Below are 23,083 nucleotides of genomic sequence, written 5' to 3' on the forward strand. Positions count from 1 at the left end.
GTGCGGGTTTCACTGCCATTATGGCCGTCACTGGGGCGGTGGCGTGGCTGCTGGTGGTGCCCGATCTGGCGTGGGTCATCGTTATCCGGTAGGTAATCGAGCCGTCGAAAAGCAACGTTTCCGCAAGTTCTCGGTGGACATCCGGGGCGTCTGTCTCATCCCGTATTCCGCTGGGGTTCTGGAGCCAAACTCGGCCGAATCAGCAGGTGAGGCAGGTCAGCAGTCAGTGGCGAGCTCTACGCGGGACTGTTCTCGGCAGTGCCTGACCGGATAGGACGAAGGGCCCGGATCGACGATGGTGCATGGTGCGTACCGGAAAACCGGATCGGTCAGCTGAAAACAAGGGCAGGAACCATCGTGTGAATTGACAGAATTCGGCCTACACTTCTGCCTAGGAGTCCCGCGCCGACCAGATTGATCTCCGCCGTGGGCTCTGGCAGGAGGCACGTGATGAAGGATCTGCGAACTCATGGAGGGGCTTGGAAGCCCAAGCCCCGGTTGATTGGAATTATAGCGATAGCATTTTTGGCATTGACGGGGTGCACCTCGGGAAATAATACGTCGAACGGAACATCGGACACCGCGCCGGGCAAAGCAGCGAATACCGCCACCTTTGCGCTGCCACCCAATACGGTTCCCAACTGGATTTGGCCCTTTACGCCCATTGCCGATTTCTCGTTGACGAACATCTCGAATCTCCAGCAGCTGATGTTCCGTCCGCTGTATTGGTTCGGCAACGAGGGGAAGGCCGAGGTCAACGACTCCCTGAGCTTGGCTGATCAGCCCGTCTATAGCAACGGTGGTAAGACGGTCACTATCAAACTCAAGGACTACAACTGGTCCGACGGCAATCCCATCACATCCACCGACGTGATGTTCTGGTACAACATGGCGAAGGCCGAAAAGACTAACTTTGCTGCTTACGTGCCGGGACAGTTCCCCGACAACATCGTCTCGGCCACCGCTCCCGATGCCAAGACTATTGTCTTCAACACTGACAAGGCCTACAGCGAGCAGTGGTTCCTGTACAACCAGATTTCACAAATTACGCCGATGCCCCCGGCCTGGGACATGACGGCCACAGACACCAAGGGCGATTGTGCGACGAACGAGTCCGGTTGTGCGGCCGTGTACAAGTACATGGTGAGCCAATCCGAGGACTTGCCCACTTATGCAACTAACCCGCTGTGGCAGACGGTCAGCGGCCCCTGGATGCTCAAGAGCTTCAGTTCCGATGGAAACATCACCTTCGTACCGAACGAGAAGTACTCCGGACCGATCAAGCCGTCGCTGAAGGAATTCATCGAGGTGCCGTTCACCACGGATTCAGCGGAGTTCAATGTACTGCGCGGAGCGTCGACTATTGATGTCGGGTACATTCCTACCCAAGACTTGACCGATCCAAGGCCGACGAACACCACGCCAGACCAGGCCGGGCCCAACCCGTTGAGTGAAAACTACACCTTGGCGCCGTGGAATCTCTACGGGATCAACTACTTCCCGATCAACTACAATAACCCCAAAGTTGGTCCGATTTTCAAGCAGTTGTACTTCCGTCAGGCCATGCAATCGGTAGTGGATCAGCAGGGCATTCTCACTACTGCGGCGAAGAACTACGGCTTCGAGACGACGGGGCCAGTGCCACTGTTCCCCGACAGCCCGTTGATCTCCGCGATTGAGAAGAATAATCCGTATCCGTTCGACATCGCTACCGCAACAAAGTACCTGACCGATAACGGCTGGAGTGTCACAGCAGGCTCTGCAGCCACGTGTACGAAACCGGGAACGGCGGCGGGTGAATGCGGTGCTGGAATCGCCTCAGGACAGGCGCTGGAGTTCAACCTGCTTTATGCCAGCGGCCAACAAACAATCACCACTGCCATGGAATCCATGAAGTCCAATGCAGCCCAGGCCGGCATCATCTTGAATATCACCTCGGCACCGTTCAATACTGTCACCGGCACGGCCGTTCCCTGCAGCGGGGCGACCTGCACCTGGGAAATGGGCAACTGGGGTGGCGGCTGGGTATACGCACCCGACTTCTACCCGACCGGTGAAACGCTTTTCCAGACGGGCGCCGGCTCGAACAGTGGCGGATACTCGAACCACGCGGTCGACAAGCTGATCGCGGCAACAACCACGAAAAGTGGTACCGCAGTGATGCAGGCGTATGAGGACGCACTTGCCAAGGACGTCCCCGTGGTGTGGCAACCGAACTACACCTACAGCCTGACATTGATCGCTAATGCCCTGAAGGGCGCCACGCCGCAGAACCCGTACGGCTCAATTTCCCCCGAGGAATGGCACTACTGAGGCTCCGGCCGCAGTGAAATGCTAGTGAAGGTGGCGGAAAGTATGAAGTCGCACGACACCCCGTCCGTGGGGCGGGTCACATGATCGGCTATATTCTCCGCCGCCTTCTGCAGGCCATCGTGGTCGTCCTGGTGGTGACTGTCATCGTATTCATTTTGCTGCACCAGCTTCCAGGTGGGGCGGCCCGGGCGATTCTAGGACCGCGCGCAACCGATCTGCAGATTACCGAGTTCAACCTTCAGAACGGATATGACAAGCCACTGATCGTGCAGTATTTCCATCAACTGGGACAGTGGCTGACAGGCAACTTCGGCTTCTCGATCAAGCTGAACCAGTCGGTGAGTTCGCTGCTGGTCCAGCGCATGCCAAAGACGATTATTTTAGGCCTGCTCTCGCTGGTCCTGACAGTGGTTGTGGCGGTGCCGCTGGGCATCCTTCAAGCGGTGCGCCGGAACAAGCCTTTCGACTATATCGCCACCGGCTTGGCCTTCGTTTTCTACGCTGCACCAACGTTTTTCATTGGTCTGATCATGATCGAAATCTTCTCCCAGCAGCTGGGTTGGTTTCCGCCTGAGGCGCCGCAAGCCAATGGCGTGGTGCCAATCTTTGCCCAATTCGATGCCATGGTTCTGCCTATCGTTACCTTGGCCCTGCTGAGCATTGCCGGGTTCTCCCGCTACATGCGCTCCTCTGTCCTTGACAACGTGGATCAGGACTACGTGCGCACCGCGAAAGCCAAAGGAGCCGGGCCTACCCGGGTGCTCTATCATCATGTATTGCGCAACGCGCTGATCCCGATCATCACGCTTCTGGGACTTTCCATTCCGGCGGTCTTTGCCGGGGCACTCATTACCGAATCGATCTTCAACTTTCCGGGGATGGGCTTGCTATTCTGGCAGGCAGCTCAGGCCTCCGACTATCCGGTGGAACTCGGTGTCGTCATGATCACAGCCTTCGCCACAGTGACTGGAAATCTCCTGGCCGACATTTCCCTTGCAGTGCTTGATCCGAGGGTGAAACTATGACAAGAATCCGTCCCGGAGCCGAAGAATCGGTTCCGGCAAATCTTGAAGACAGGCACGGGGCCGTTGTGCCGCTAGCTGCCACGGGACTGCCCGTCGGTAAGGCCAAGAGCATGTTCAGCCTCGGTTTCGAGGTTTTCATCCAGAACAAACTGGCCATTGTTGGGCTCGTCGTGCTCGTGCTTGCCATTCTGTTCTGCTTCCTGGGCCCGGTGATCTACCCAACCGACCAGGTCACGGTAAACCTGCTCAACGTGAACCTGCCACCCGGACCCGGGCACCCGTTGGGCACCGATGAAACGGGCTACGACCAGCTGGGCCGGCTCATGGCCGGAGGTCAAGCATCGCTGACGATCGGGTTTTCCGCGGCCGTCATCGCCACCGTGGTCGGCACCGTCTGGGGGGCCATTGCCGGATTCTTCGGCGGCTGGGTGGATTCGATCATGATGCGCCTCGTCGATGCTCTGTTGTCCATCCCCATCCTGTTCCTGCTGCTCTTCCTGGTCACCATCGTCAGGCCAAGTATTCCCGTCATGATCTTCGTGCTCGGGCTGACTGCCTGGCTGGTTCCGGCCCGCCTGGTACGCGGTGAATCACTGACGCTGCGGGTGCGGGAATACGTCCAAGCGGTCAGGGTCATGGGCGGCTCGTCCTGGCATTCGGTGTTGCGGCACATCATGCCCAATGTCATCGGCACCGTCATCGTCAACGCCACCTTCCAAGTGGCCGACGCAATTCTCCTGATCGCCTACCTCGGATACCTTGGGCTGGGCATCTCGCCGCCGGCCACCGACTGGGGCGGGATGCTGAGCAACGGTACGGCATTCGTCTTCACCAACTACTGGTGGCTGATCTACCCGCCGGGGTTCGCCATCATCATCGTGGTGGTGGCGGTCAACCTGGTCGGCGACGGGCTCAGGGACTCCGTCGAAGTTCGGCTACAGCGGCGCTGATCGGCGTCGTCAAACACACCATCCCTGGTTGGAGGGCCACACATGCCGCTCTTGGAGATTCGCGATCTCAGCACTGATATCCGGCTCAGCAAATCGGTGGTGCATGCGCTGGACCATGTGACCATGCACGTCGATTCCGGGGAATGCCTAGGCCTGGTGGGGGAGTCTGGCAGCGGCAAAACCATGACCGCCATGTCCATCGAACGGCTGCTGCCACCGGGCGGACAAATCACTAACGGCCAAATCATCTTTGACGGCGAGGACCTGGTCCAGCTGGGGGAGCCGAGGCTGCGCGAGATCCGCGGCGGTGACATCGGCATGATCTTCCAAGACCCGATGACCTCCCTGAACCCCGTGCAGACGATCGGGGAACAGGTCGCCGAGCCGTTGATGCTGCACCGCAACATGGGCAAGGCGGCCGCCCTGAAGGAAGTGGTGGAGATGTTCGGGCTGGTCGGCATCCCCAGCCCGGCCGAGCGGATCAAGCAGTTCCCACACCAGCTCTCCGGTGGTCAGCGTCAACGCGTCATGATAGCGATGGCGCTGATTTGCCAGCCCAAGCTGCTCATCGCCGACGAGCCCACGACAGCCCTGGACGTCACCGTGCAGAAGCAGATCCTGGAGCTCGTTTCCAGGCTTCGCGTCGAACTGAACATGGCCATGATCCTGGTGACGCACGATCTCGGCGTCATCGCGGGAAATGCCGACCGGGTTGTGGTCATGTACGCCGGCAAGATAGCTGAGATGGCCGACGTTCATACGCTGTTCCTGGCTCCGAAGCACCGCTATACGGACGCCCTCTTCGAGGCGCTGCCAGAGCGTGCCGCCGGGACCGGGGAGCGGCTGTATTCGATTCCGGGCCTGCCGCCGGATCTGACCGAACCACCGCCAGCGTGCCGCTTCGCACCTCGCTGCCGCTTTGCCGTAGACCTCTGCCGCACCATGGTGCCACCGGTGACCACCTTCCAGACAGCAGCAGGCCCGCAGGAGTATGCCTGCTTCGTGCCGCGCACCACGCCGTTGGCCGTACCCGAGCAGGTGGACCTGCGCACTGTCGTTCCGGAGCTGGCCCGGGTGGAGGCCGCCGAGCTTGAGGCCGGAACGGATCTCTCCGACGCCGTACAAGGCACCGGACCTGATAAGGGCCAGCAACCTGCGGCGCAGGGGGCAGCCGAGGCCGATCTGGGATCCTGGGTCGCACCGCGGACATTCATTCCGGCCGACGGGACGCCGTTGCTGCAGATCCAGTCGGTCGTGAAGGACTTCCCGGTGACGGCAGGGGCCATCCTGCGCCGGCATGTGGGCGATGTCAGCGCCGTGGCCGACGTGACGCTGGCTATACCGCGCGGCAGCACGCTGGGGCTGGTGGGGGAGTCTGGATGCGGCAAAACGACCCTCGGGCGCCTGGTGGTCGGGCTCGAGGAACCCACCGACGGCCATATCCTGTTCCGTGGTCGGAAGATCAGCAAGCTGCGCGGCAAGGAGGCCAAGGAGGGCCGACGGAACGTCCAGTTCATGTTCCAAGATTCCTATGCGTCGCTGGATCCGCGGATGCGCGTGCGGCAGATCCTGCGTGAACCCCTGGATATTCAGCATGTCGGCACTCCATCCGACCGCAACGAAAGGGTTGACGAGCTGCTGGCCGCCGTCGGACTGCCTGCGCGTGCAGCCGAAAGGTACCCGCATGAATTCTCAGGCGGTCAACGTCAGCGGATCGGACTGGCTCGGGCCCTGGCATTGCAGCCGGGCCTGATCGTGGCGGACGAACCGGTGTCCGCGCTGGATGTGTCCATCCAGGCACAGGTGTTGAACCTGATGAAGGATCTGCAGCGGGACCGCGAGTTGACCTATCTATTCATCAGCCACGACCTGTCCGTGGTGCGGTACCTCTCCGATGTCATCGCCGTCATGTACCTGGGCCGGATGGTTGAAGTGGGACCCGCGGCAGAGGTCTACTCCCGGCCGCAGCACCACTACACGCGCGGGCTCATCGACACGATCCCCATCCCGGATCCCATCGTGGAACGGCAGAAGGCCAAATTGGGCGTGCGCGGAGAACTGCCCTCGGCCATAAACCCGCCTAGCGGTTGCCGGTTCCGCACACGTTGCCCGATGGCACAGGACATTTGCGCGAGGGTGGTGCCCCTGCTGCAGCCCGGAGGGGGATCAGAGCCCATCTCCGCCCAGGCAGTGGCCGATGCCACGGACCTTGCTGCAGCCAGGGGAACGGTTCCGCACCTGACGGCATGCCACTTCCCCATCGACGGGTACGCAGCGGTCGATGTCCTCGGGGACACGGTTGCTACTCCGGGCCCCGTGTAAGTTGAAGCGGTAGTCGTTCCGGGCAGCAAGGTGTTGCTGCTGTGGGAAGTGTTCCACGGCGAATGGGCTTCTTGGTGCCCGTCACGCGGGGTGCAGGCGCCTGATTCACTGGTTCCTGCCCTGATACGATGCTGCATTCGGTCCACTCTTTGGCCGCCTAGCCGAAGGCGATGAGCCGGAAATTCGTCCCACGGGCCTTCCCGGAATGCGCAGCGGCCAACGCCATCTGCGAGATGGTGCCCGTCAGCACTCACGGCACCGGCGATCCCCCTGGAAATCCAAGCGCGACGGTAGCTGCCCTTGGTGTGTCCAGCGTGGCAAGTTGAAATGAACCGCCGACATGGTAAGGATACAGAGGAGGATTTCCCGTCTCCGCGGATTCGGTACTTTTTTGTTTGAGGCTTTTTGGACCATCGCTATGTCAATTGAAAGCGGTCCATCGGGACCAAGGGGAGAAGTGCCACGCATGAACGAAGTACCACGAAATCAGTGCACGTTGAGGAGGAAAGCCTCTCCGTTTGCCCGTTTCAACCAGGTGGCGGCATCCGTCATGGCATTGTCATTCCTTCTCGTTGCGGCGGCGTCCGGCGACCCGGCAACCGCGGCCCCGGTCGTCCTCCCGGCGTCCGCCGGCCGGCTTCAGCTGGCTCTGCCTGCGGCGGCGTCGCCGATCACCAAGCAGGCCAACGTCAACCTGAACCTGAGGGCGAAGGCCAGCGCCGGCTCAAAGGTCCTGTTGACTATTCCCCGGGGGACCAAACTGAAGGTATTGGGGACTTCTGGCAAGTGGATCAAAGTCACCTACAAATCAAAGACCGGATGGGCCTCGGGGGATTTCATGAAGACCGTGCCTGCCCCTAGGGCGTGTCTCCTAATGTCGTAATGGCCGCGCTCCAGATGACCACCGCCTGCAACATCACCGCCGAGCGGTAGGTCAGTGCGAGTTTGTCATAGCGGGTGGCTAGTGACCTCCACTGCTTCAGCGTGTTGAAGCTGCATTCCACGACATTGCGGCGTTTGTACGCTTCCTTGTCGTAGGTCACCGGCCTCCCGCCGGCCGAACCCCTGCGCTTGCGGTTCTCCTTTTGGTCTTCCTTTTCAGGGATCACGCATTGGATTCCGTGTTCCCGCAGGTATTTACGGATGGCCCGTGAGGAGTACGCCTTGTCGGCCATGGCCCGCTCCGGTCGCCGTCTGGCCGCGCCGGGCCCGGTCTTCTCGACCTTCAGCGCGTCCATGAGGTTTGCGAACATCGGCGAATCCCCGCCCTGCCCAGGGCCGAGTATCAGCACCAGTGGCCTACGGTTTCCGTCGACCAGGGCGTGGATCTTGGTGGTCAGTCCGCCGCGGGACCGGCCAATCGCATGATCGGCCGGCTCAACGAGAAGATTCTTGTAATTCGATAGTTCCCCCTGTGTCACGGGTGAGGTTGGTGCCGTGCTGGTGGGCACGGTTCACCGTGGAATCCACCGACACCTCCCAATTGATCAGGCCCTGCGTGTCGGCACGGCTGAGCAGGGCACCCAGGACGGTGTCCCAGGTGCCGTCGTTGCTGTAGCGGCGGTGGCGCTTCCAGACAGTTTTCCACGAGCCGAAATGTTCGGGCAGGTCACGCCAAGGGATGCCTGCCCGGTAGCGGTAGATGATGCCCTCGGTGATCAACCGGTGGTCCTTGAACGGTCGTCCGGCCTTGCCCGTGGAGCTGGGCATCATCGGGGCAATCAGTTCCCACTGGTCATCGGAGAAAACGGCGTATCGGGATTTCACCCGTTCATCCTCTCAAAACCGGCTACCGGAGATTAGGAGACACGCCCTAGGCCGAAGACCACTAAGCAGGCCACTGCCAACGTCAATTTACGGGCCAAAGCCGATGTCTCAGCGAAGGCCATGGTGTTGATTCCCAAGGGCACCAAGCTGACCGTGCTGGCGTCCACCGGCACATGGATCAAGGTCAGCTACCAGTTGAAGACCGGATGGGTCTCCGCCGACTACCTGAAGACCGTGGCGAACCTGGCGCCGAAGCTCTACCGTTACGCCCAGGTGGCAGGCAGCGTTCTCGCCAAGGCCGAGGCCAGCTCCGACGTGCTGTTCAAGGTGTCCAAGGGTTCGAGGGTCGAGCTGTTGAAAACGGTCGGCAGCTGGTCCCGGGTGGGGATTGGATCGCGTTTCGGTTGGATGGATTCCAATGATCTCGGTGAATCCGCACCCAAGTCAAAACCGAAAATCTACAACTGGACGACGGCAAAGGCCTCCGTCCGCACCGAGCCTGATGCGGACGCGAAGCTGCTGGATTTGATCAATGCGAAGACCCGGGTCGAGTACCTCAAGAAGAAGGGCTCGTGGCGACAGGTCAAGACCGATGCGGGAACAGGCTGGGTACTGGCCGCCCAGTTGAGCGACACGGACCCGGCCGCCAAATCATATAGATGGACCACCGGATCCGTGAACCTGCGCAAGGGACCCTCCGTCGCGAAGGCCAGCCTCGGCACGCTTCCGTCATGGGAAAAGGTCATCCACCATCGCATATCCGGGGCCTGGTCGGAAGTCACTACATCCAAGGGCCATGGCTGGGTCGCAAATACCGGGCTATCCAAGAGCGGGCCGCTTCCGGTGGCCGTCTACGGGACGCTCCGGCCGGGCCAGGGTCCCTACCGCGCCATGCTCCATGGCAAAACAACAGGTGAAGAACGGACCAGGATCGTCGATCACAACCTCTATATCGACAACAAGAACGGACTTTCCTACATTCTTCCCGAAGCATCCCAAGCCACGGGTGTCGTCTCCTACCGGATGACCCTGAAAAGGGGAAGTTATAACTCCACGGTGGCCAGGCTGGACGCCTATGAACGCTATGATCCCTCGAAATTGCCTGATAACCAGCTCTATGTGCGCAAACGGGTAACCGACACCGAGGGCAACACCGTCTGGGCGTACGTCGGCGGAGCAAAGATGAGCAAGTATCTGCGCACCAGTGGTATCAAGGTTCCAACCGGCGACTACCTGAAGAGGTTCTAGGTCCATGCACGAAAAGGCCCGCATCACCCTGCTCTCAGTGGTGTGCGTCGTGGCAGTGGGGCTTGGATTCGGCATTCCGGCTGCCAAGGGAACCATGTTCCAGCTTCCGGCTGAATTACAGGCCGGGTCTGATACTGCTGTTCAGGATCCGATCAGTGGAAAGAAGGTCGTGACCGACAAGCACGACAATGTGGCGAAGAAGCGGGGTGAGACGGCCGGGCTTGTCGATGAGCACGACGGGAAGACGTACTTCACGTTCGAGGTACTGTCGGCCAAGACGGTGTCGAGCTGCACGCCACGGGTCGGCGTCGGAATGCTCAAGCCGGAGAACGGCTACTTCCTGGTCGTCGATGTGAAAGCGAGCATGGCTGCCAGCATCTCCCAGCAAGTGGGAGGATCGTCAGTCGACATCTTCATGCCGGTGATTGCCGAAGCGTTTTCGGTGCTCTCACCGACCGGGAAGATCCAGCGCGAGGTAGCCTCGGCCGCTGCTTTCGGCTGCCTGACGGAGAAGGAACTTGCCCCACCGCTGATCAGCCCGGGGGAGAAGCTCCGTGGCAAGGTGGTGCTCGATGTCCCGTTCGACGACGGGAGGGTCGTATTCGACCCGGAGGAAAACGGCGGATGGTCCTGGCCCCTCGGCGAGTGAATATGAGCTCGGTTACCTTCGGGTAGCCTAGCGGAGGGCAGTGAAAGTCTACGCGGGGCCGGCTAAGCGCCGTGCGGTATGGGCGCCGGGTGTGAAAGGACAACACGATGAGCAAAACCATGACCGAGGACGACCTGCCTGAATTGGCTGTCGGAAACTTCTACTATCAAGACCTCGGCAAGGGTCGATACCGATCCACCGTGCATGCCCAGGGGGCCTGGAATCCCCATGAACAGCACATGGCTCCGGCCACTGGACTCCTGGTTGCCGTACTGGAGAAGTTCCAGCCGCGTCCGGACATGCGCATGGCGCGGGTGAGCCTGGATATCCACGGGACCATTCACGGAGGCGAGTTCGAGGTCGTCACCCGAATGATCCGTCCCGGACGCACCATTGAACTGATCGAGGCCGAAATGGTCTCACAGGGACGTACCTGCATCCTGGCGCGGGCGTGGCGGCTCAAGACCTTGGACAGCGGGGCCGTGGCGGCGTTGGAAGATGCACCCGTTGCGCGACCAGAAGGCCAGCCGTCCTGGGCCGGCAAGTCGATGTGGCCCGGCGGCTATATTGCGGGGCTGGACCTCCGCGTTGCCGACGCGCACCGCCTCGGGAAGGGTGTCGTCTGGATGCGTAACCCCTTCGAGATGATCGGGGGAACTGAAACCAGTGCCATGGTCAGGCTGCTGGGCATGGTGGACACGGCCAACGGTGTGGCGCCGCGTGTGGAGCCCGGGCTGGGGGCGTGGATGTTCCCAAACGTCGACCTGCAGATTCACATGTACCGGGGGCCCGTCGGCCAATGGCTGGGCATCGAGGCGCAGCAGAGTTACGGGGACGACGGAATTGGCCTGACATCGGCCGTCCTGCACGATATCGAGGGGCCCTTCGGACGCAGCGAACAGATCCTGACTGTCCGACCGATGCCGGGCATCGAACCAATGCCCCAGCCTTAGGCCTGCTTGTGGGCCTCCAACACGAAAAAGGTCTTGGTGACAGCGACCCCGTCGATGAGTTGAAGCGTTGACCAGAGACCATCGTGTGTCAACCCCCGGCCGGCCGGCCTTCAGCGTCCCGCAGCGGCGGCCATCGACTCGAGGTACTCCCTGATCCTGCGCTTGGGCATCGGCTCGAAGCCCGCTGCAAGGTAACGCTCTCGAAGCGACTTCTCGGCATGGAACAGCGAGATGCCGCGTTTGATCAGGAACCCGATGGGCTTGCGGCGTTCGCGCACATCGCGCACGAAGCGCCGCAGCGCCGTGGCGACGGGGGAAACATCGATGTACAGGGCCCGGACCTCCACGCCATGAACGCGCAGCGGGGCCAGCGTGAGCTCGGCGAAGATGCCCTCGGCGATGACCGGCCCGCCATCGAGGTCCACCCGGCTGAATCCATCGTAGCTGGAGGTGGTAATCGAATAGTTGGGGACCTGGGTGGTTCCCTCCTGCAACAGCTCCATCAGCGCATCCACGGCCGCCGCGCAGTTCCAGGTTCCCGGATGGTCCCAGTCGATCTCCGCGTACTGCGTCCTGGGCAACGGCGTCGAAGAAGTGTCCTCGTGGATTTCGCGGTAGAAGTTATCGAGTTCCACGTGGGGTCGCCCGTGGCTTCCGGCGAGGTAGGACTTGCCGGATCCGGAGGCTCCACCGAGCAGGATGACGGGCATTTGGGTATCAGGCACCCGCCCATTATTCCGTGTCGGGCGCGCAGACCTAGAATCGTAGCCATGAGTGCGTGGAATTCCGAACCCGGCCTGGCCCTGCGGATCATCGAGGCGGAAGCCTCCGGCGATCCTGCGGCGGACCTGCACACCGGGGTCGAGCTGCTGGGCGAGGTGCGTTCCGGTGTCCGTGGGGCGACACTGCGCTTCTACCGGCCCGACCCGACACTGGCCTTCGGGCAACGCGACGTGCGCCTTACCGGCTACGCCGCCGCCGTGGAAACGGCCGGCCGCCTGGGCTTCGCTCCGCTGGTGCGCAAGGCCGGGGGCCGGGCGGCGGCGTACCACCGCGGGACGCTGATCGTGGACCATGTTGAACCGCACTCCGAGGCGATGCTCGGGCACCAGGAACGTTTCCGGGTGCTTGGCGGGCTCTACGCCTCGGCGCTGCGTTCGCTCGGCGTGGACGCCGCCGTGGGCGAACTGGCCGGTGAATACTGCCCCGGTGAGTTCAGCGTGCATGGGAACCCCGGACCGGGGTCCGGGCTTGGTTCGCCGGTGAAGCTGGTGGGCACCGCCCAGCGGGTAGTGGCCGGGGCCTGGCTTTTTTCCAGCGTGTTCGTGGTCAACGACTCGGCACCGATCCGCTCGGTGCTCGACGGCGTCTACCAGGACCTGGGCCTGGCCATGGATCCGTCGACCGCCGGTGCAGTGGATGACCTGGTGCCCGGTGTCGATGTCGGCCAGGTACGCGATGCGCTGCTGGCCGCCTACGGCCGGGAAACGGAACTGACCTGATCACCCTCGACGGGCCGATGCCCGGCGACGGCATCGGACCGGCGAAGCGAGGGCTGATGGATCAGACGGTCCGGGCCAGCGCCGCGAGCAGGTCCTTGGCCCGGCGGTCCCGGTCCTCGGGCTGCATCTCGTTGGTCAGGAACGAGAAGCCCACGTTCTTTCCCGGCCAGGCGCCATGGAGCCCGCCGCCGGCCCCCGAGTGCCCGAACGCCGGGGTGACCGGGCCGTAGCTGCCCAGCGGGTCGGCGAGCTCATAGCCGAGTCCGAAGCGCAGCGGCCGGTCGTTGATGGCGTCCACACCCTCGGACCAGGTCGCCGTCGAGGTCCGCAGCGTCGCGGGCGAGACCAGGGCAGGGGTGGGCGAGGCAAGATGCGAATACAGGGCCGCCATGGCATCGGCGGTGGCAATGCACCCGCCGGCCGCCAGCTCGGCGCGGCGCATGTCGACCGAATTGACCGGATCGCCTGGCCCGGTCAGCGAGTTCCCGTACATCCGTTCAACGATCTTGCGGCGTTCCGGGTCTTGCAGGAAGGTGCTGATGGCATAGTCGGAGGAGCGGAAGACCGTGGCCAGGCGCCCGTCAAGGGCCGCGGGCAGGCCCAGATGCAGCTCCAGCGAGAGCGGTTCGGCGACCAGCTCCCGGAATAGCTGCCCGGGACCCTTGCCGGTGACCCGGAAGAAGAGCTCGGCGGTCAGGTAACCGTAGGTCAACGCATGGTAGGCGACCTTCGTGCCGGGTTCCCACAGGGTTTCCTGGGCAGCAAGGGCCGCGGCCTGCGCATGGTTGTCATAGCGGTCTTCGGGCGCCTGATCCACATAGGCCAGGCCCACGGTATGGCTGAGTACCTGGGCGACGGTGACCCGTTCCTTGCCCGCCGCGGCGAATTCCGGCCAGTAGGAGGCGACGCTCGCCGCCGGATCAAGCAACCCGCGGTCGATCAGGATCGCGGCAACCGTTGCGACAACGCCTTTGGTGCCGGAGAACAGCACCGCCATCGTCTCCTGGGTCCAGGGTCCGGGTTCGGCCGCTCCCTCGGCCGGGGAACCTCCGGGCCGGACGGTGCTGCCGCCGTGGAAGCGGGCCAGCGGCCTGCCCTCGCGGTAGACACAGAAGGACATTCCTCCCTCGATAGCCGCGAGGTGCCGGGAAAACACCTCGGCCAGGGCATCGAAGCCGGCCTGCGGTAGTCCGTCGTTGTGGGCTGTGGCAAGTGATTCACGTGATGCTGTCATTGCTGGCTCCTTAGAAGGTCGGGACGTTGGCCAGGAGTTCCTGGGTGTAGCTGTGCCGCGGGTTGTTCAGTACCTCGTCGGTGGCGCCGATGTCGACGATCTTGCCCTTTTGCAGCACTGCCAAGCGCTGGGAGATATGCCGGGCCAGGGCGATGTTGTGGGTGACGAACAACATCGACATGCCGTGCTCGACCTGCAGCGTACGCAGCAGGTCGAGGATCGATGCCTGCACCGAGACGTCAAGCGCGCTGGTGATCTCGTCGCAGACCAGCAGCGATGGCGCATTGACCAAGGCCCGGGCGATGGCGGCGCGTTGGCGTTCGCCGCCGGAGAGGTCGCCGGGGCGGCGGTCCATGTAGCGTTCGCCGAGCCGGACCTGGTCAAGTGCCTCAACGACCAGCGCGCGGCGCTTGCGTTTGTCGTGGATGCCCGACATCTGTAGCGGAACCCCCACCGAGTCGGCGATGCTCCGGCGCGGATTCAGCGAGGAGAAGGGGGACTGGAAGATGTACTGTACCCGGCGCCGGTCCTCGGATGAGCGCTCCCGGGTGCCAGGTGCCAGTTCCTCGCCGAAGAGCCTGACCGACCCGGTGTAGGCGTCGTTGAGCCCGGCGACGCAGCGCGAGAGCGTGGTCTTGCCCGATCCCGATTCGCCCAGCAGCATCATCGATTCGCCCTCGAGCAGTTCGAAGCCGATCCCGTCAAGCACCCGGTGCCGGCCGTAGGCCAGGGCCAGATCCTCCAACCGCAGCAGCGGCACGGCGGTGCCGGCTGGTTCGCCTGTGTGTGGCGGAGTTGGCTCAAGCAACTTCGCGTCATCAATCCGGACCGTGGTGGAGGTGGTGTCGGGGTTTCCGTGCGGGCCCGGGATGATCAACGGATGTTCCCCGGTGATCGCCTCCACCTCGCCGACCCGGCGCTTGCCGGCCAGGTCGGGGACGGCACGCAACAGCTTGCGCGTGTACTCGTGGCGGGGGGAGTAAAGTACCTGTTTGGTGGGTCCCTGTTCCACGATGTCGCCCTCGAGCATCACCGCCACCTCGTCCGCGACGACAGCGACGACCGCCAGGTCGTGGGTGATGTAGAGCCCGGCCGTCTGGTGGCGTTCGGCCAGCTCGTTGATGGTCTTCAACACCAGTGCCTGGGTGGTGACATCGAGTCCGGTGGTCGGCTCGTCGAGCACGATGACGGCGGGGCGGCAGGCGAAGGCCATCGCGATTCCCACGCGCTGCTGCTGCCCTCCGGAGAGGTGGTGCGGGTAGCGGCGCAGGTAGGCGGCGTCATTGGCCAGGCCCACCTCCGCCATGACCTCGGCGACGCGTTGGAGGCGTTCGGCCTCGGAGGAGCCGAAGTGGTGGACGCGCAGTGTCTCGGCGATCTGCTCACCGATCCGCATGGCCGGGTTCAGCGAGAGCGAGGGGTCCTGCGGGACGTAGGCGATGTCTCCGCCGCGCAGCAGCCGCAGCTTGTGCTCGGGCAGCGCCAGGATGTTCGCGCCCCCGCCGCCGTTTAGCGTGACGGACCCCGAGGCCAGGCGCAGGCCCTGCCTGAAATGGCCCAGGCAGGCAAGACCGGCGGTGGTCTTGCCCGAACCGGACTCGCCGACCAAGGCCAGGATCCGGCCCGGGCGCAACGTGAATCCGATCCCGTGCAGGATCTCGACCCCGGCCGTCGTCTCGACCCTCAGGTCGGCGGTGGCCAGCGTGCTGGCGACCAGTTCCTTGTCCAGGACATCGGTGTTCATCATCAGTTCCCCGCATTCAGGTTCGCCGAGGCCCGCGCGAGCGAGTCGGTCAACAGGTTGGTTCCCACGGTCAGCACCGCAATGGCAAGCACCGGCAGGAGCACGCCCCAAGGCTGGATGGACAAGGCGATCCGGTTCTCGTTGATCATCAGGCCCCAGTCGGCAGTGGGCGGTTGCATGCCCAGTCCCAGGAAGGACAGCGAGGCGACGAAGCCGATGGAGTAGGTCATGCGCAGGCCGAGCTCGACCATGAGCGGGCCGGTGATGTTCGGCAGCACCTCGGTGAGCAGTACCCTCCACTTGGGTACCGCATACATCTCGCTGGCCCTGATGTAGTCCTCGGTGATCACCGCGGCCGTGGCCGAGCGGGTCACCCGGGCGATGCGCGGTGCGTGGGTGATGCCGATGACCACGACCAGCACCCAGCCCTGCGGGCCAAGCACGGTGATGGCCAGCAGTGCGAAGACCAGCTGTGGCAGCGCCAGCAGCACGTCGTTGCCACGCATGATCAGTGCGTCGGCCCGGCCTTTTGAATAGGCGGCGACCATTCCCACGGCGACTCCCACGGTCATGCCCAGCAGCGTTGCCAGGGCGGAGTAGGCGATCAGCCGCAGCCCGCCGTCCAGGAAGCGGGAGAGCACGTCGCGGCCCAGGTTGTCGGTGCCGAACAGGCCTACCGGCTTGAACGGGCGGCCGGTGAACTCGGTACTGCTGTGCCCGGTGAGCCAGGGCAGGGTCAGTGGGCCGAGCAGCGCGATGGCCAGCACGATCAGCGTGAGCACCATGCCGATCTTGGCCTGGCGCTGGCGCATCATCCGGGCGAAGAGCCTCGGCGGGCGCTTGAGCTGACCGGTGGTTTCACGATCTGCTTGAAGGACGCTCATCTCACTGCCTCCGTGCGTAGTTTCGGATTGGTCATGATGCCCACCAGGTCGGCGAGCAGGTTCACCACGATGTAGGCCGCGGCAATAAGGATCGACAGCGCCTGGACCACCTGCACGTCGCGGTTGGTCACCGCGTCGACCAGTGCCTGCCCCACGCCCGGGTAGCGGAAGAGGAACTCGATGACCACGACGCCGCCGGCCATCCAGGCCAGCTGCATCGCGATCACCTGGGCGACGGGGGCCAGCGCGTGCGGCACGGCATGCCGCATGATCACGTCGCGTTCGGGAACGCCCTTGAGCCGGGCCATTTCAACGAACCCGGAATCGAGCACCTCGATCATCGTGGCGCGCATCATCCGGGCGATGTACGGGGTGACCACCAGGGCCAGGGTGAGTGTTGGCAGGATCAGCTGGATCGGGTAGTTCCAAACGGCCTCTCCGGGAGGGGCCATGGTCACCGACGGCAGGATCTTGAAGACCGAGGTGGAAAGCAGCGTGATCAGTCCCAGGCCGATCACGAACTCCGGCAGCGAGGCGAGCACCAGCGAGAATCCGGTGGCGGCGTGGTCGAAGGCCTTTCCGCGCTTGAGCGCCGAGAACGTGCCGATGAGGATTCCCGCCGGGATGGTGATCAGTGCCGCCAGGCCCATGAGCACCAGCGAGGCCTGGATGCGATCGCCGAGCAGCTCGGACACCGGGCCGCCGGATGCCGCCGAGAAGCCGAGGTTCCCGGTGAGCAGGCCCCCGAGCCAGCTCAGGTAGCGCTGCCAGACCGGGTCGTTGAGGTTCATCTGTTCGCGCAGCGCGGCCAGCCGCTCGGGGGTGGCCTGCTGGCCCAGGATGGCCTGGGCCGGGTCCCCGGGAAGCAGCAGCGTGGCAACGAACACCAGTAGCGAGACGGCGAAGAGGATCACGAGGCTGACCAGCAGCCGTCGGACCAGCAGCTTGAGAATCATGATGAAACTCCGATCCATGCGCGGCGGAACTCGAAGCCGGAAAGTGCAAGCCCGGTCTTGTTTGGGATCAGCCCCGCGACATAGCGCTGGTAGGCGTCCGCCTGGTTGGGATGGCCCCAGATGATGTAGCCACCGCGTTCGTATTCGATTTCCTGGGCCCTGGTGATCAGTGCATTGCGCTTGGCCTCGTCCACCGTGGTGGCGGCCTCCTTGACCAGCGCGGTGAACTCGGGGTCGTCCCAGTGCGTCTCGTTGAACGGGGAGGTCGGCAGCGAGGAGCTGTTGACCTGGGGGAGGAAGTTGCGGGTGTACCAGAAGTCCTGGGCAAAGGTCCAAGACAGGTAGTCGTCGCCGAAGAACGTGGTGGTGTCGACCCGGCGGATCTTGACCCGGATCCCGGCCGCCGCCGCCTGCTGGGCGAAGACCTGGGCGGCTTCCACCGCACCGGCCTGGATCGGTGCGGTGACCAGTTCGATGTCCAGCCCCTTCGGGTAGCCGGCCTCGGCAAGCAGCGCCTTGGCCTGGGCGATGTCCTGGGTGCGCTGGGGCAGGTTCCTGGCAAAGCCGGGATCGAACGGGGCATAGAGGTCGTTGCCGATGGTGCCGTTGCCGCTGAGCACCTGTTCGATCATCTGTTCCCGGTCAACCGCCAGCCGGAACGCCTGGCGGACCCGCACGTCGTCGAACGGCTTCTGGTCCAGCCGCATGGTGAACGGCAGCCAGGCACCGGTTTCCGAGTTGAGGATGTCGATGCGCGGGTCGGCTGAAATCACCTCGAGCAGCGCCAGCGGGATCTGCCCGATGGCATCGACCTGGGTGGAAAGCAGCGCGTTGATCAACGCGTCGTCATCGGAGAAGTTCAGGATCACCAGCTCATCCAGGTGCGGTTCGTTCTCGCGCCAGTACTCCTCGTTGCGGGTGAACACCGACTGGCGCCCGGGGTCGAAGCCGGAGGCCTTGAACGGACCGGTGCCGATGGGCTTGCTGACATCGAAGTCGGCCGGCACGATCCCCAGCGCGTACTGGCCCAGCGAGTCGTCGAACGTGGCGGTCGGCGTATTCAGGCGGAACTCCACCACCGAGTCGCTGATGATCGCCACTTCCTCGAGGATGCTCAGCGCCGCGGCACCGCTCTTGGGGTCATCCGGATTGGTGACCCGGGCGAACGTGGCAACCACGTCCTGGGCCGTGACCGGTCGCCCGTCGTGGAACTTCACCCCCGGCCGCAGCTCGACCTTCCAGTTCAAGGCCTTCGCATCCGGTGTGGCACTCAGGGCCAGCAGCGGGGTGAGCACGAAGTCCTCGTTGCGGTAGAGCAGGGACTCGTAGAGGTTCACCACCCGGGCGATGTCGGTGGTGCTGACCGGGCTGTGCGGGTCAAGCGAGTCGGCGGACCCGCCGCCGGCCAGCCCGACCCGCAGCGTCCCGCCGCGTGCCGGTGTTCCGGTGGGTGCGGCCAGCACCGCTGCTGCGGTGGAACCGCAGGCGCTGAGCAACAGGCCCATGCCCAGGGCCAGGGAGCCGCCCAGGATGGCGCGGCGGGACGGTGCTGGGCCTGCGCCCGGCGGGAAGTGCCATGGTGATCGATCGGAGGTCAAGGTCTGCTCGTTTCGTCGGTGGAACCGGATGTCCGTCAGATGGGTCTCACGCCGTGATGGATCGGCCGCTCCATTCGGGGATCTGCTGCCCGATGGCCGCGATGGCAGCCAACACGGGTTCGGGGAAGGGCGAGGTGGACCCCGATGCCGTATCCACGTGCAGGCCCAGGATCTCCTCGGTGGCGATCAATGTCCCACCGGTACGCATTTCGTGTGCCAGATGCAGCTTCTTGGCCCCGGAGGACGCGATGGTGGTGGTGATTTCCAGGTCGTCGTCCAGCCCGGCCTCGAGCAGGTAGCGCACATGGGCCTCGACCGTGTAGAGCGAAGCGGCCTGGTTGTCCCGGTATGCCTCGTCCATGCCGAGGTGGTCCATGGCCGAGGTGGTGGCGAAGCCGAAGGCGAGCACGTAGAAGGCCTCCGACATGTGCCCGTTGTAATCGATCCACTCGGGCAGCACCCGGGCGGTGTAGGCGGGAAGGCTCATGTCCCGGGTACCGCGACGGGGGACATGCTCGGTGCCAGGGCCCGGCGGATGGCGATGATGCCGGCGTCGCGTTCGGCGATCAGCTCGCTGAACAACCGGCCGTCGGCCTCGTCGTCGCAGCCGTCGATGACCCGCTGGCGCAGTTCGGGGGTCAGCTCCGGTGCGGTGAGGCGGGTCCAGGGGGATTTGAGCGAGGGGCCGAAATGATCGAGCATGTGGGCCATGCCGCCCTCGCCGCCGGCCAAGTGGAAGGTCAGCATCGGGCCTTGGACCGGCCAGCGCAGACCCGGACCTTCGGTAATGGCGAGGTCGATCTGCTCGACTGTCGCCTCGCCGTTGTCCACCATGTGCAGCGCCTCGCGCCACAGTGCCTCCTGCAGCCGGTTGGCGATGAATCCGGGGATCTCGCGGTCCATGGAGATGACCGACTTGCCGATGTATTCATACCAGCCGGCGGCCCATGCCGTGGCGTCCGGTTCGGTGGCTTCGCCGCCCACGACCTCCACCAGCGGGATCAGGTACGGCGGGTTGAAGGGGTGCCCGACGACCAGTCGGGAGGCGTCGACGGCGGTGGTCGCCATGTCGCTCATCGCATAGCCTGAGGTCGAGGAGCCGATGACCACATCGGGGCCGGTGGCGCCGGCGAGCCGGGCGAGCAGGTCCTGCTTCAGTTCGAGGACTTCTGGCGCGCTTTCCTGGATGAACCCGGCACCCCTGAGCGCTTCGGCCAGGTCGGTGTGGACGGTGAAGTCATCAGGTGAGGCGCCGTCGGACAGTCCCAGTTCGGTCAGCGCCGGCCATGCCGCGTCGATGAGCCGGCGCAGCTTCTGACCGGCGTCCGGGGACGGGTCCCAGACCCGGACACTCAGGCCACGGGAGAGGAAGTAGGCGGCCCAGCCGCCACCGATGGTGCCGGCGCCGATGCAGGCGACGGTGGTGATGTCCTGGTATTCAGGGAAGTTCCCCATGGTTCAGTTCCCCTGTCCGAGGTTCAGGATTTCGCGGGCTTCGTCCGGTGTTGCAACTGATGAGCCCATCGACTCGACGATCGTGATGGCGCGTTCGGTCAGCTGGACGTTGGTGGCCAAGACACCCTTTGACAAGTAGAGGTTGTCCTCGAGCCCGACGCGCACGTGCCCGCCGAGCGCCACCGACTGGGCTACCCACGGCATCTGGTTGCGTCCGATGGCGAACGAGGTCCACTGCGCGCCATCGGGCAGCATGTTCACCATGGCCTGGAGGAGGCCCGGATTTGCCGGTGCGCCGTAGGGGATGCCCATGCAGATCTGGTAGAGCGGCGGGGGTGCCAGCAGGCCCTCGGCGACCATGACGTTGGCGAACCAGAGGTTACCGGTGTCGAAGACTTCCATTTCGGGTTTCACGCCCAGTTCCCGGATCCGGGCGGCGCCCTCGCGCAGCATGTCGGGGGTGCTGACGTAGAGCTGCGAGCCCTCGCCGAAGTTCAGCGAGCCGCAGTCGATGGTGCAGATTTCCGGGCGCAGTTCCTCCACGTGGGCCAGGCGCTCCAGCCCGGAGACAAGGTCCGTGCCGGGCAGCTGGACTGTGGGGTTCGAAGGGTCGATGAACAGGTCACCGCCCATCCCGGCGGTCAGGTTGATGACCGGATCCACGTCGGATGCCTTGATCTGGCGAACCACCTCGCGGTACAGCGCAACGTCGCGGGAGCCCTGCCCGGTGGCCACGTCGCGGACGTGGATGTGGACCACCGATGCGCCGGCGCGGGCCGCGGCGATGGCATCGGCTGCAATCTGGTCGGGGGTGACCGGGACGTTGCCGCTCTTGCCGGTGGTGTCCCCGGCGCCGGTCAGGGCGCAGGTGACAATGACCTTACGACTCATGCTGTTGCTCCTTTGTGAGTGATGATCGTTCTGTCGATGAAGGCACTAATGTTTGCGAACATTTGAGTTGAAGTCAGGATTCCGGTGAGCACCTTGATGCCCATGCCATCGACCATGGCAGTGAGTTCTGCGGTGAGTGTGGCTGCATCCACCGCCACGAAGTGGCCACTGGCCTGCCCGGCCTCGATGACGTCGTGGACGGTGGAGGTCCAGCGCCCGTATCCGGGGGAGTGGGTATCCAGGCCGGTCTCGTTCACGGCGAGCTTGGTCCAGGTCTGCAGCCAGATCGACCATTCGGCGCGACCCTCGGAGCCTGTGGGCAGCTGTAGTTCAATGAGCCGCTTGAGCTTGGCCGCAGGGTCGGTGATCGGCTGTAGTTCGGCGATCTGGCGGTCGTAGGCAAGTTTCACCGAGTAACGCAGCGTCTCTGTGAAGAGCGCCTGCTTGTTCGGGAAGTAGTAATGGACGGTGGGCGTACTGATGCCGATCGATGCGGCGATGTCGGCCATCCTGACCGCGGTGAAGCCGCGCTCGGAGAAGAGCCACCAGGCATGTTCGGTGATGCTTCTGCGGCGCTGGGCATGCTTGTCATCCTCGCTGTGGTGTTGCGGGAGGATGCCCTGCGGCGGAATGCTCGAGGGGCCCGGCGCCGAATCGGAACCGGTGATGAGCCAGTTGGCAGTCACCCCGGTCACCGTCGCCAGCAGGACGATTTCCTCGGCGGTGATCTTCCGGGTTCCGGTCAGCGATTTGGACAGCTTCGTTTCCTCGACGCCGATCCGGCGCGAGATCTCGCGCTGGGCCAGGCCCGAGGTGCGGATTGCCTCGCGGACCCGCCCCGCCAATTCATTGTGTCCCGCATCACTTTGCAGCATGAGGCCACGCTACGGGCATGTTTGCGATTTTGGCAAGCATTTTTATCGTGACTCAGAAATGAGTTGCGATTATGTGAGCTAATGTGATCCACGCAGCCGATGCCCGATGACGCGCCCTGCGCTCGCATCTGCACAGGCCTGGCTCCCGTCGCCTTGCCGCCCGTAGGTGGCCGAAAAACCCCGGAAACCAGAGGTTTTTGAAGCATTGTTTTGACGGGGCTTGAGCCCGGAACCCGAAGGCGACCTGCAGCTGGAAATGGCCCGGAGCTGAACCGCGCCGGGGTGGAAACCATCGGTCAGGGGACCGGGGCCAGGTGCGTGTCGCAAACCTCGGCGCATTCCGGCAAAACCGGCCGGTAGATCCATCCCAGGGGGAAGCAGGGTTTCGGCGCCGGGGTCCGCCGGATGAAAAACCCGGCGGGCACCGCAAGCGTTGTGTTCCGAAGCCAAGTATTCCGTGGCGTTGTTCCGTATTTTGGAATCCTTGGCTCCCTGCAGACCCGGAAATCAATTGGCCATGCCATGACGCCCTGGGACCTTAAGGTCGCCGACCGCGTGGAGGATGCGGTCCCGGGATATGAATCCGGTCCCTGTTTCCTGGCTTGCTGCACCCCGCATCGAACAGGGGGCAGTGGGCGCTACAACAGGCCACGGCATTGCGTGAGCTGACGCGCTGCGCATCCTGGATCCGGCCCGGCGGGTAAACTTCGCATGATG

Annotated in this window: 20 protein-coding genes and 1 pseudogene; 10 read left to right on the plus strand and 11 right to left on the minus strand. The window is 63.8% G+C overall.

All coding sequences use genetic code 11. From position 1 onward, the window contains the following. The first annotated feature begins 450 nt into the window (after positions 1-450). The 5 genes from E9229_RS15705 (at position 451) to E9229_RS20115 (ending at position 7,493) form a co-directional block, all read left to right on the plus strand. Positions 451-2,313, plus strand: coding sequence for an ABC transporter substrate-binding protein (locus E9229_RS15705; RefSeq protein WP_246380899.1), 1,863 nt, complete (start codon positions 451-453; stop codon positions 2,311-2,313). An 80-nt stretch (positions 2,314-2,393) separates the two neighbouring features. Beyond that, the gene (locus tag E9229_RS15710; protein ID WP_183512579.1) at positions 2,394-3,338 is read left to right on the plus strand and encodes an ABC transporter permease; all 945 of its coding nucleotides are present in this window, start codon (positions 2,394-2,396) and stop codon (positions 3,336-3,338) included. Next, on the plus strand, positions 3,335-4,288 hold the full coding sequence (locus tag E9229_RS15715; RefSeq protein WP_246380812.1) for an ABC transporter permease: 954 nt from the start codon (positions 3,335-3,337) through the stop codon (positions 4,286-4,288). The genes E9229_RS15710 and E9229_RS15715 overlap by 4 nt, the downstream gene beginning before the upstream one ends. Before the next feature lie 42 nt (positions 4,289-4,330). Next, on the plus strand, positions 4,331-6,610 hold the full coding sequence (locus tag E9229_RS19075; protein WP_221184680.1) for an ABC transporter ATP-binding protein: 2,280 nt from the start codon (positions 4,331-4,333) through the stop codon (positions 6,608-6,610). 550 nt (positions 6,611-7,160) lie between these two features. Then, positions 7,161-7,493: an SH3 domain-containing protein gene (locus tag E9229_RS20115; protein WP_183512580.1), complete on the plus strand. Its 333-nt coding sequence runs from the start codon at positions 7,161-7,163 to the stop codon at positions 7,491-7,493. Here the strand turns inward: E9229_RS20115 and E9229_RS15735 are convergent. Beyond that, positions 7,468-8,323, minus strand: a protein-coding gene (locus E9229_RS15735) for an IS5 family transposase (RefSeq protein WP_246380900.1) whose coding sequence is annotated in 2 segments (ribosomal slippage) — positions 7,468-8,013 and positions 8,015-8,323 — 855 coding nt in all. Because the reading frame shifts where the segments join, the coding sequence is not laid out codon by codon here. The two genes, E9229_RS20115 and E9229_RS15735, sit on opposite strands and share 26 nt — an antisense overlap. 144 nt (positions 8,324-8,467) lie before the next feature. Here E9229_RS15735 and E9229_RS19730 point away from each other — a divergent pair. The 4 genes and pseudogenes from E9229_RS19730 to E9229_RS15750 all read left to right on the plus strand — a co-directional run. Beyond that, a pseudogene (locus E9229_RS19730) lies at positions 8,468-8,596 on the plus strand (SH3 domain-containing protein); the annotation flags it as partial. A gap of 189 nt (positions 8,597-8,785) precedes the next feature. Continuing rightward, on the plus strand, positions 8,786-9,625 hold the full coding sequence (locus E9229_RS15740) for an SH3 domain-containing protein (protein WP_281369632.1): 840 nt from the start codon (positions 8,786-8,788) through the stop codon (positions 9,623-9,625). A gap of 4 nt (positions 9,626-9,629) precedes the next feature. Continuing rightward, entirely contained in the window at positions 9,630-10,274 is a 645-nt protein-coding gene (locus E9229_RS15745) for a hypothetical protein (protein ID WP_183512582.1), read from the plus strand. Between the two features lie 107 nt (positions 10,275-10,381). Beyond that, positions 10,382-11,227, plus strand: a complete 846-nt coding sequence (locus tag E9229_RS15750; RefSeq protein WP_246380813.1) for a thioesterase family protein — start codon at positions 10,382-10,384, stop codon at positions 11,225-11,227. 110 nt (positions 11,228-11,337) lie between these two features. Here E9229_RS15750 and E9229_RS15755 read toward each other — a convergent pair whose 3' ends face one another. After that, positions 11,338-11,952, minus strand: coding sequence for a uridine kinase family protein (locus tag E9229_RS15755; RefSeq protein ID WP_312855726.1), 615 nt, complete (start codon positions 11,950-11,952; stop codon positions 11,338-11,340). 45 nt (positions 11,953-11,997) lie between these two features. Between E9229_RS15755 and E9229_RS15760 the strand changes: the two genes are divergently transcribed. Beyond that, positions 11,998-12,729, plus strand: a complete 732-nt coding sequence (locus E9229_RS15760; protein WP_246380814.1) for a lipoate--protein ligase family protein — start codon at positions 11,998-12,000, stop codon at positions 12,727-12,729. Between the two features lie 61 nt (positions 12,730-12,790). On the opposite strand, the gene E9229_RS15765 is transcribed toward E9229_RS15760, so the two are convergent. Genes E9229_RS15765 through E9229_RS15805 form a run of 9 tightly spaced genes read right to left on the minus strand, consistent with a single transcriptional unit; the run spans position 12,791 to position 22,366 of the window. Next, complete coding sequence (locus E9229_RS15765; protein WP_183512583.1) at positions 12,791-13,963, minus strand: serine hydrolase domain-containing protein; 1,173 nt, start codon at positions 13,961-13,963, stop codon at positions 12,791-12,793. Positions 13,964-13,973: 10 nt separating this feature from the next. After that, on the minus strand, positions 13,974-15,710 hold the full coding sequence (locus tag E9229_RS15770; RefSeq protein ID WP_246380815.1) for an ABC transporter ATP-binding protein: 1,737 nt from the start codon (positions 15,708-15,710) through the stop codon (positions 13,974-13,976). After that, complete coding sequence (locus E9229_RS15775) at positions 15,710-16,591, minus strand: ABC transporter permease (protein ID WP_183512584.1); 882 nt, start codon at positions 16,589-16,591, stop codon at positions 15,710-15,712. Before E9229_RS15775 ends, E9229_RS15770 begins: the two co-directional genes overlap by 1 nt. Further along, a complete protein-coding gene (locus E9229_RS15780) occupies positions 16,588-17,547 on the minus strand; it encodes an ABC transporter permease (RefSeq protein ID WP_183512585.1) in 960 nt (319 codons plus the stop codon). The genes E9229_RS15775 and E9229_RS15780 overlap by 4 nt, the downstream gene beginning before the upstream one ends. Beyond that, positions 17,544-19,145: an ABC transporter substrate-binding protein gene (locus tag E9229_RS15785; protein WP_425570097.1), complete on the minus strand. Its 1,602-nt coding sequence runs from the start codon at positions 19,143-19,145 to the stop codon at positions 17,544-17,546. The genes E9229_RS15780 and E9229_RS15785 overlap by 4 nt, the downstream gene beginning before the upstream one ends. Before the next feature lie 46 nt (positions 19,146-19,191). Then, positions 19,192-19,632, minus strand: a complete 441-nt coding sequence (locus E9229_RS15790) for a thioesterase family protein (protein ID WP_183512587.1) — start codon at positions 19,630-19,632, stop codon at positions 19,192-19,194. Then, a complete protein-coding gene (locus tag E9229_RS15795; RefSeq protein WP_183512588.1) occupies positions 19,629-20,600 on the minus strand; it encodes a 3-hydroxyacyl-CoA dehydrogenase NAD-binding domain-containing protein in 972 nt (323 codons plus the stop codon). The genes E9229_RS15790 and E9229_RS15795 overlap by 4 nt, the downstream gene beginning before the upstream one ends. Positions 20,601-20,603: 3 nt before the next feature. Then, positions 20,604-21,491, minus strand: coding sequence for a BKACE family enzyme (locus E9229_RS15800; protein ID WP_183512589.1), 888 nt, complete (start codon positions 21,489-21,491; stop codon positions 20,604-20,606). Next, positions 21,488-22,366, minus strand: coding sequence for a TetR family transcriptional regulator C-terminal domain-containing protein (locus tag E9229_RS15805; RefSeq protein WP_183512591.1), 879 nt, complete (start codon positions 22,364-22,366; stop codon positions 21,488-21,490). Before E9229_RS15805 ends, E9229_RS15800 begins: the two co-directional genes overlap by 4 nt. Positions 22,367-23,083 lie beyond the last annotated feature (717 nt).

Origin of the sequence: Paeniglutamicibacter cryotolerans (assembly GCF_014190875.1) — a bacterium.
Taxonomy (GTDB): Bacteria; Actinomycetota; Actinomycetes; order Actinomycetales; family Micrococcaceae; genus Paeniglutamicibacter; species Paeniglutamicibacter cryotolerans.

What these genes read in the sequence shown, in the direction of transcription:
- E9229_RS15705 (WP_246380899.1), top strand. Translation starts at nt 451, where the DNA reads ATGAAGGATCTGCGAACTCATGGAGGGGCTTGGAAGCCCAAGCCCCGG.
- E9229_RS15710 (WP_183512579.1), top strand. Translation starts at nt 2,394, where the DNA reads ATGATCGGCTATATTCTCCGCCGCCTTCTGCAGGCCATCGTGGTCGTC.
- E9229_RS15715 (WP_246380812.1), top strand. Translation starts at nt 3,335, where the DNA reads ATGACAAGAATCCGTCCCGGAGCCGAAGAATCGGTTCCGGCAAATCTT.
- E9229_RS19075 (WP_221184680.1), top strand. Translation starts at nt 4,331, where the DNA reads ATGCCGCTCTTGGAGATTCGCGATCTCAGCACTGATATCCGGCTCAGC.
- E9229_RS20115 (WP_183512580.1), top strand. Translation starts at nt 7,161, where the DNA reads ATGGCATTGTCATTCCTTCTCGTTGCGGCGGCGTCCGGCGACCCGGCA.
- E9229_RS15740 (WP_281369632.1), top strand. Translation starts at nt 8,786, where the DNA reads ATGGATTCCAATGATCTCGGTGAATCCGCACCCAAGTCAAAACCGAAA.
- E9229_RS15745 (WP_183512582.1), top strand. Translation starts at nt 9,630, where the DNA reads ATGCACGAAAAGGCCCGCATCACCCTGCTCTCAGTGGTGTGCGTCGTG.
- E9229_RS15750 (WP_246380813.1), top strand. Translation starts at nt 10,382, where the DNA reads ATGAGCAAAACCATGACCGAGGACGACCTGCCTGAATTGGCTGTCGGA.
- E9229_RS15760 (WP_246380814.1), top strand. Translation starts at nt 11,998, where the DNA reads ATGAGTGCGTGGAATTCCGAACCCGGCCTGGCCCTGCGGATCATCGAG.
- E9229_RS15765 (WP_183512583.1), bottom strand. Translation starts at nt 13,963, where the DNA reads ATGACAGCATCACGTGAATCACTTGCCACAGCCCACAACGACGGACTA.
- E9229_RS15770 (WP_246380815.1), bottom strand. Translation starts at nt 15,710, where the DNA reads ATGATGAACACCGATGTCCTGGACAAGGAACTGGTCGCCAGCACGCTG.
- E9229_RS15775 (WP_183512584.1), bottom strand. Translation starts at nt 16,591, where the DNA reads ATGAGCGTCCTTCAAGCAGATCGTGAAACCACCGGTCAGCTCAAGCGC.
- E9229_RS15780 (WP_183512585.1), bottom strand. Translation starts at nt 17,547, where the DNA reads ATGATTCTCAAGCTGCTGGTCCGACGGCTGCTGGTCAGCCTCGTGATC.
- E9229_RS15790 (WP_183512587.1), bottom strand. Translation starts at nt 19,632, where the DNA reads ATGAGCCTTCCCGCCTACACCGCCCGGGTGCTGCCCGAGTGGATCGAT.
- E9229_RS15795 (WP_183512588.1), bottom strand. Translation starts at nt 20,600, where the DNA reads ATGGGGAACTTCCCTGAATACCAGGACATCACCACCGTCGCCTGCATC.
- E9229_RS15800 (WP_183512589.1), bottom strand. Translation starts at nt 21,491, where the DNA reads ATGAGTCGTAAGGTCATTGTCACCTGCGCCCTGACCGGCGCCGGGGAC.
- E9229_RS15805 (WP_183512591.1), bottom strand. Translation starts at nt 22,366, where the DNA reads ATGCTGCAAAGTGATGCGGGACACAATGAATTGGCGGGGCGGGTCCGC.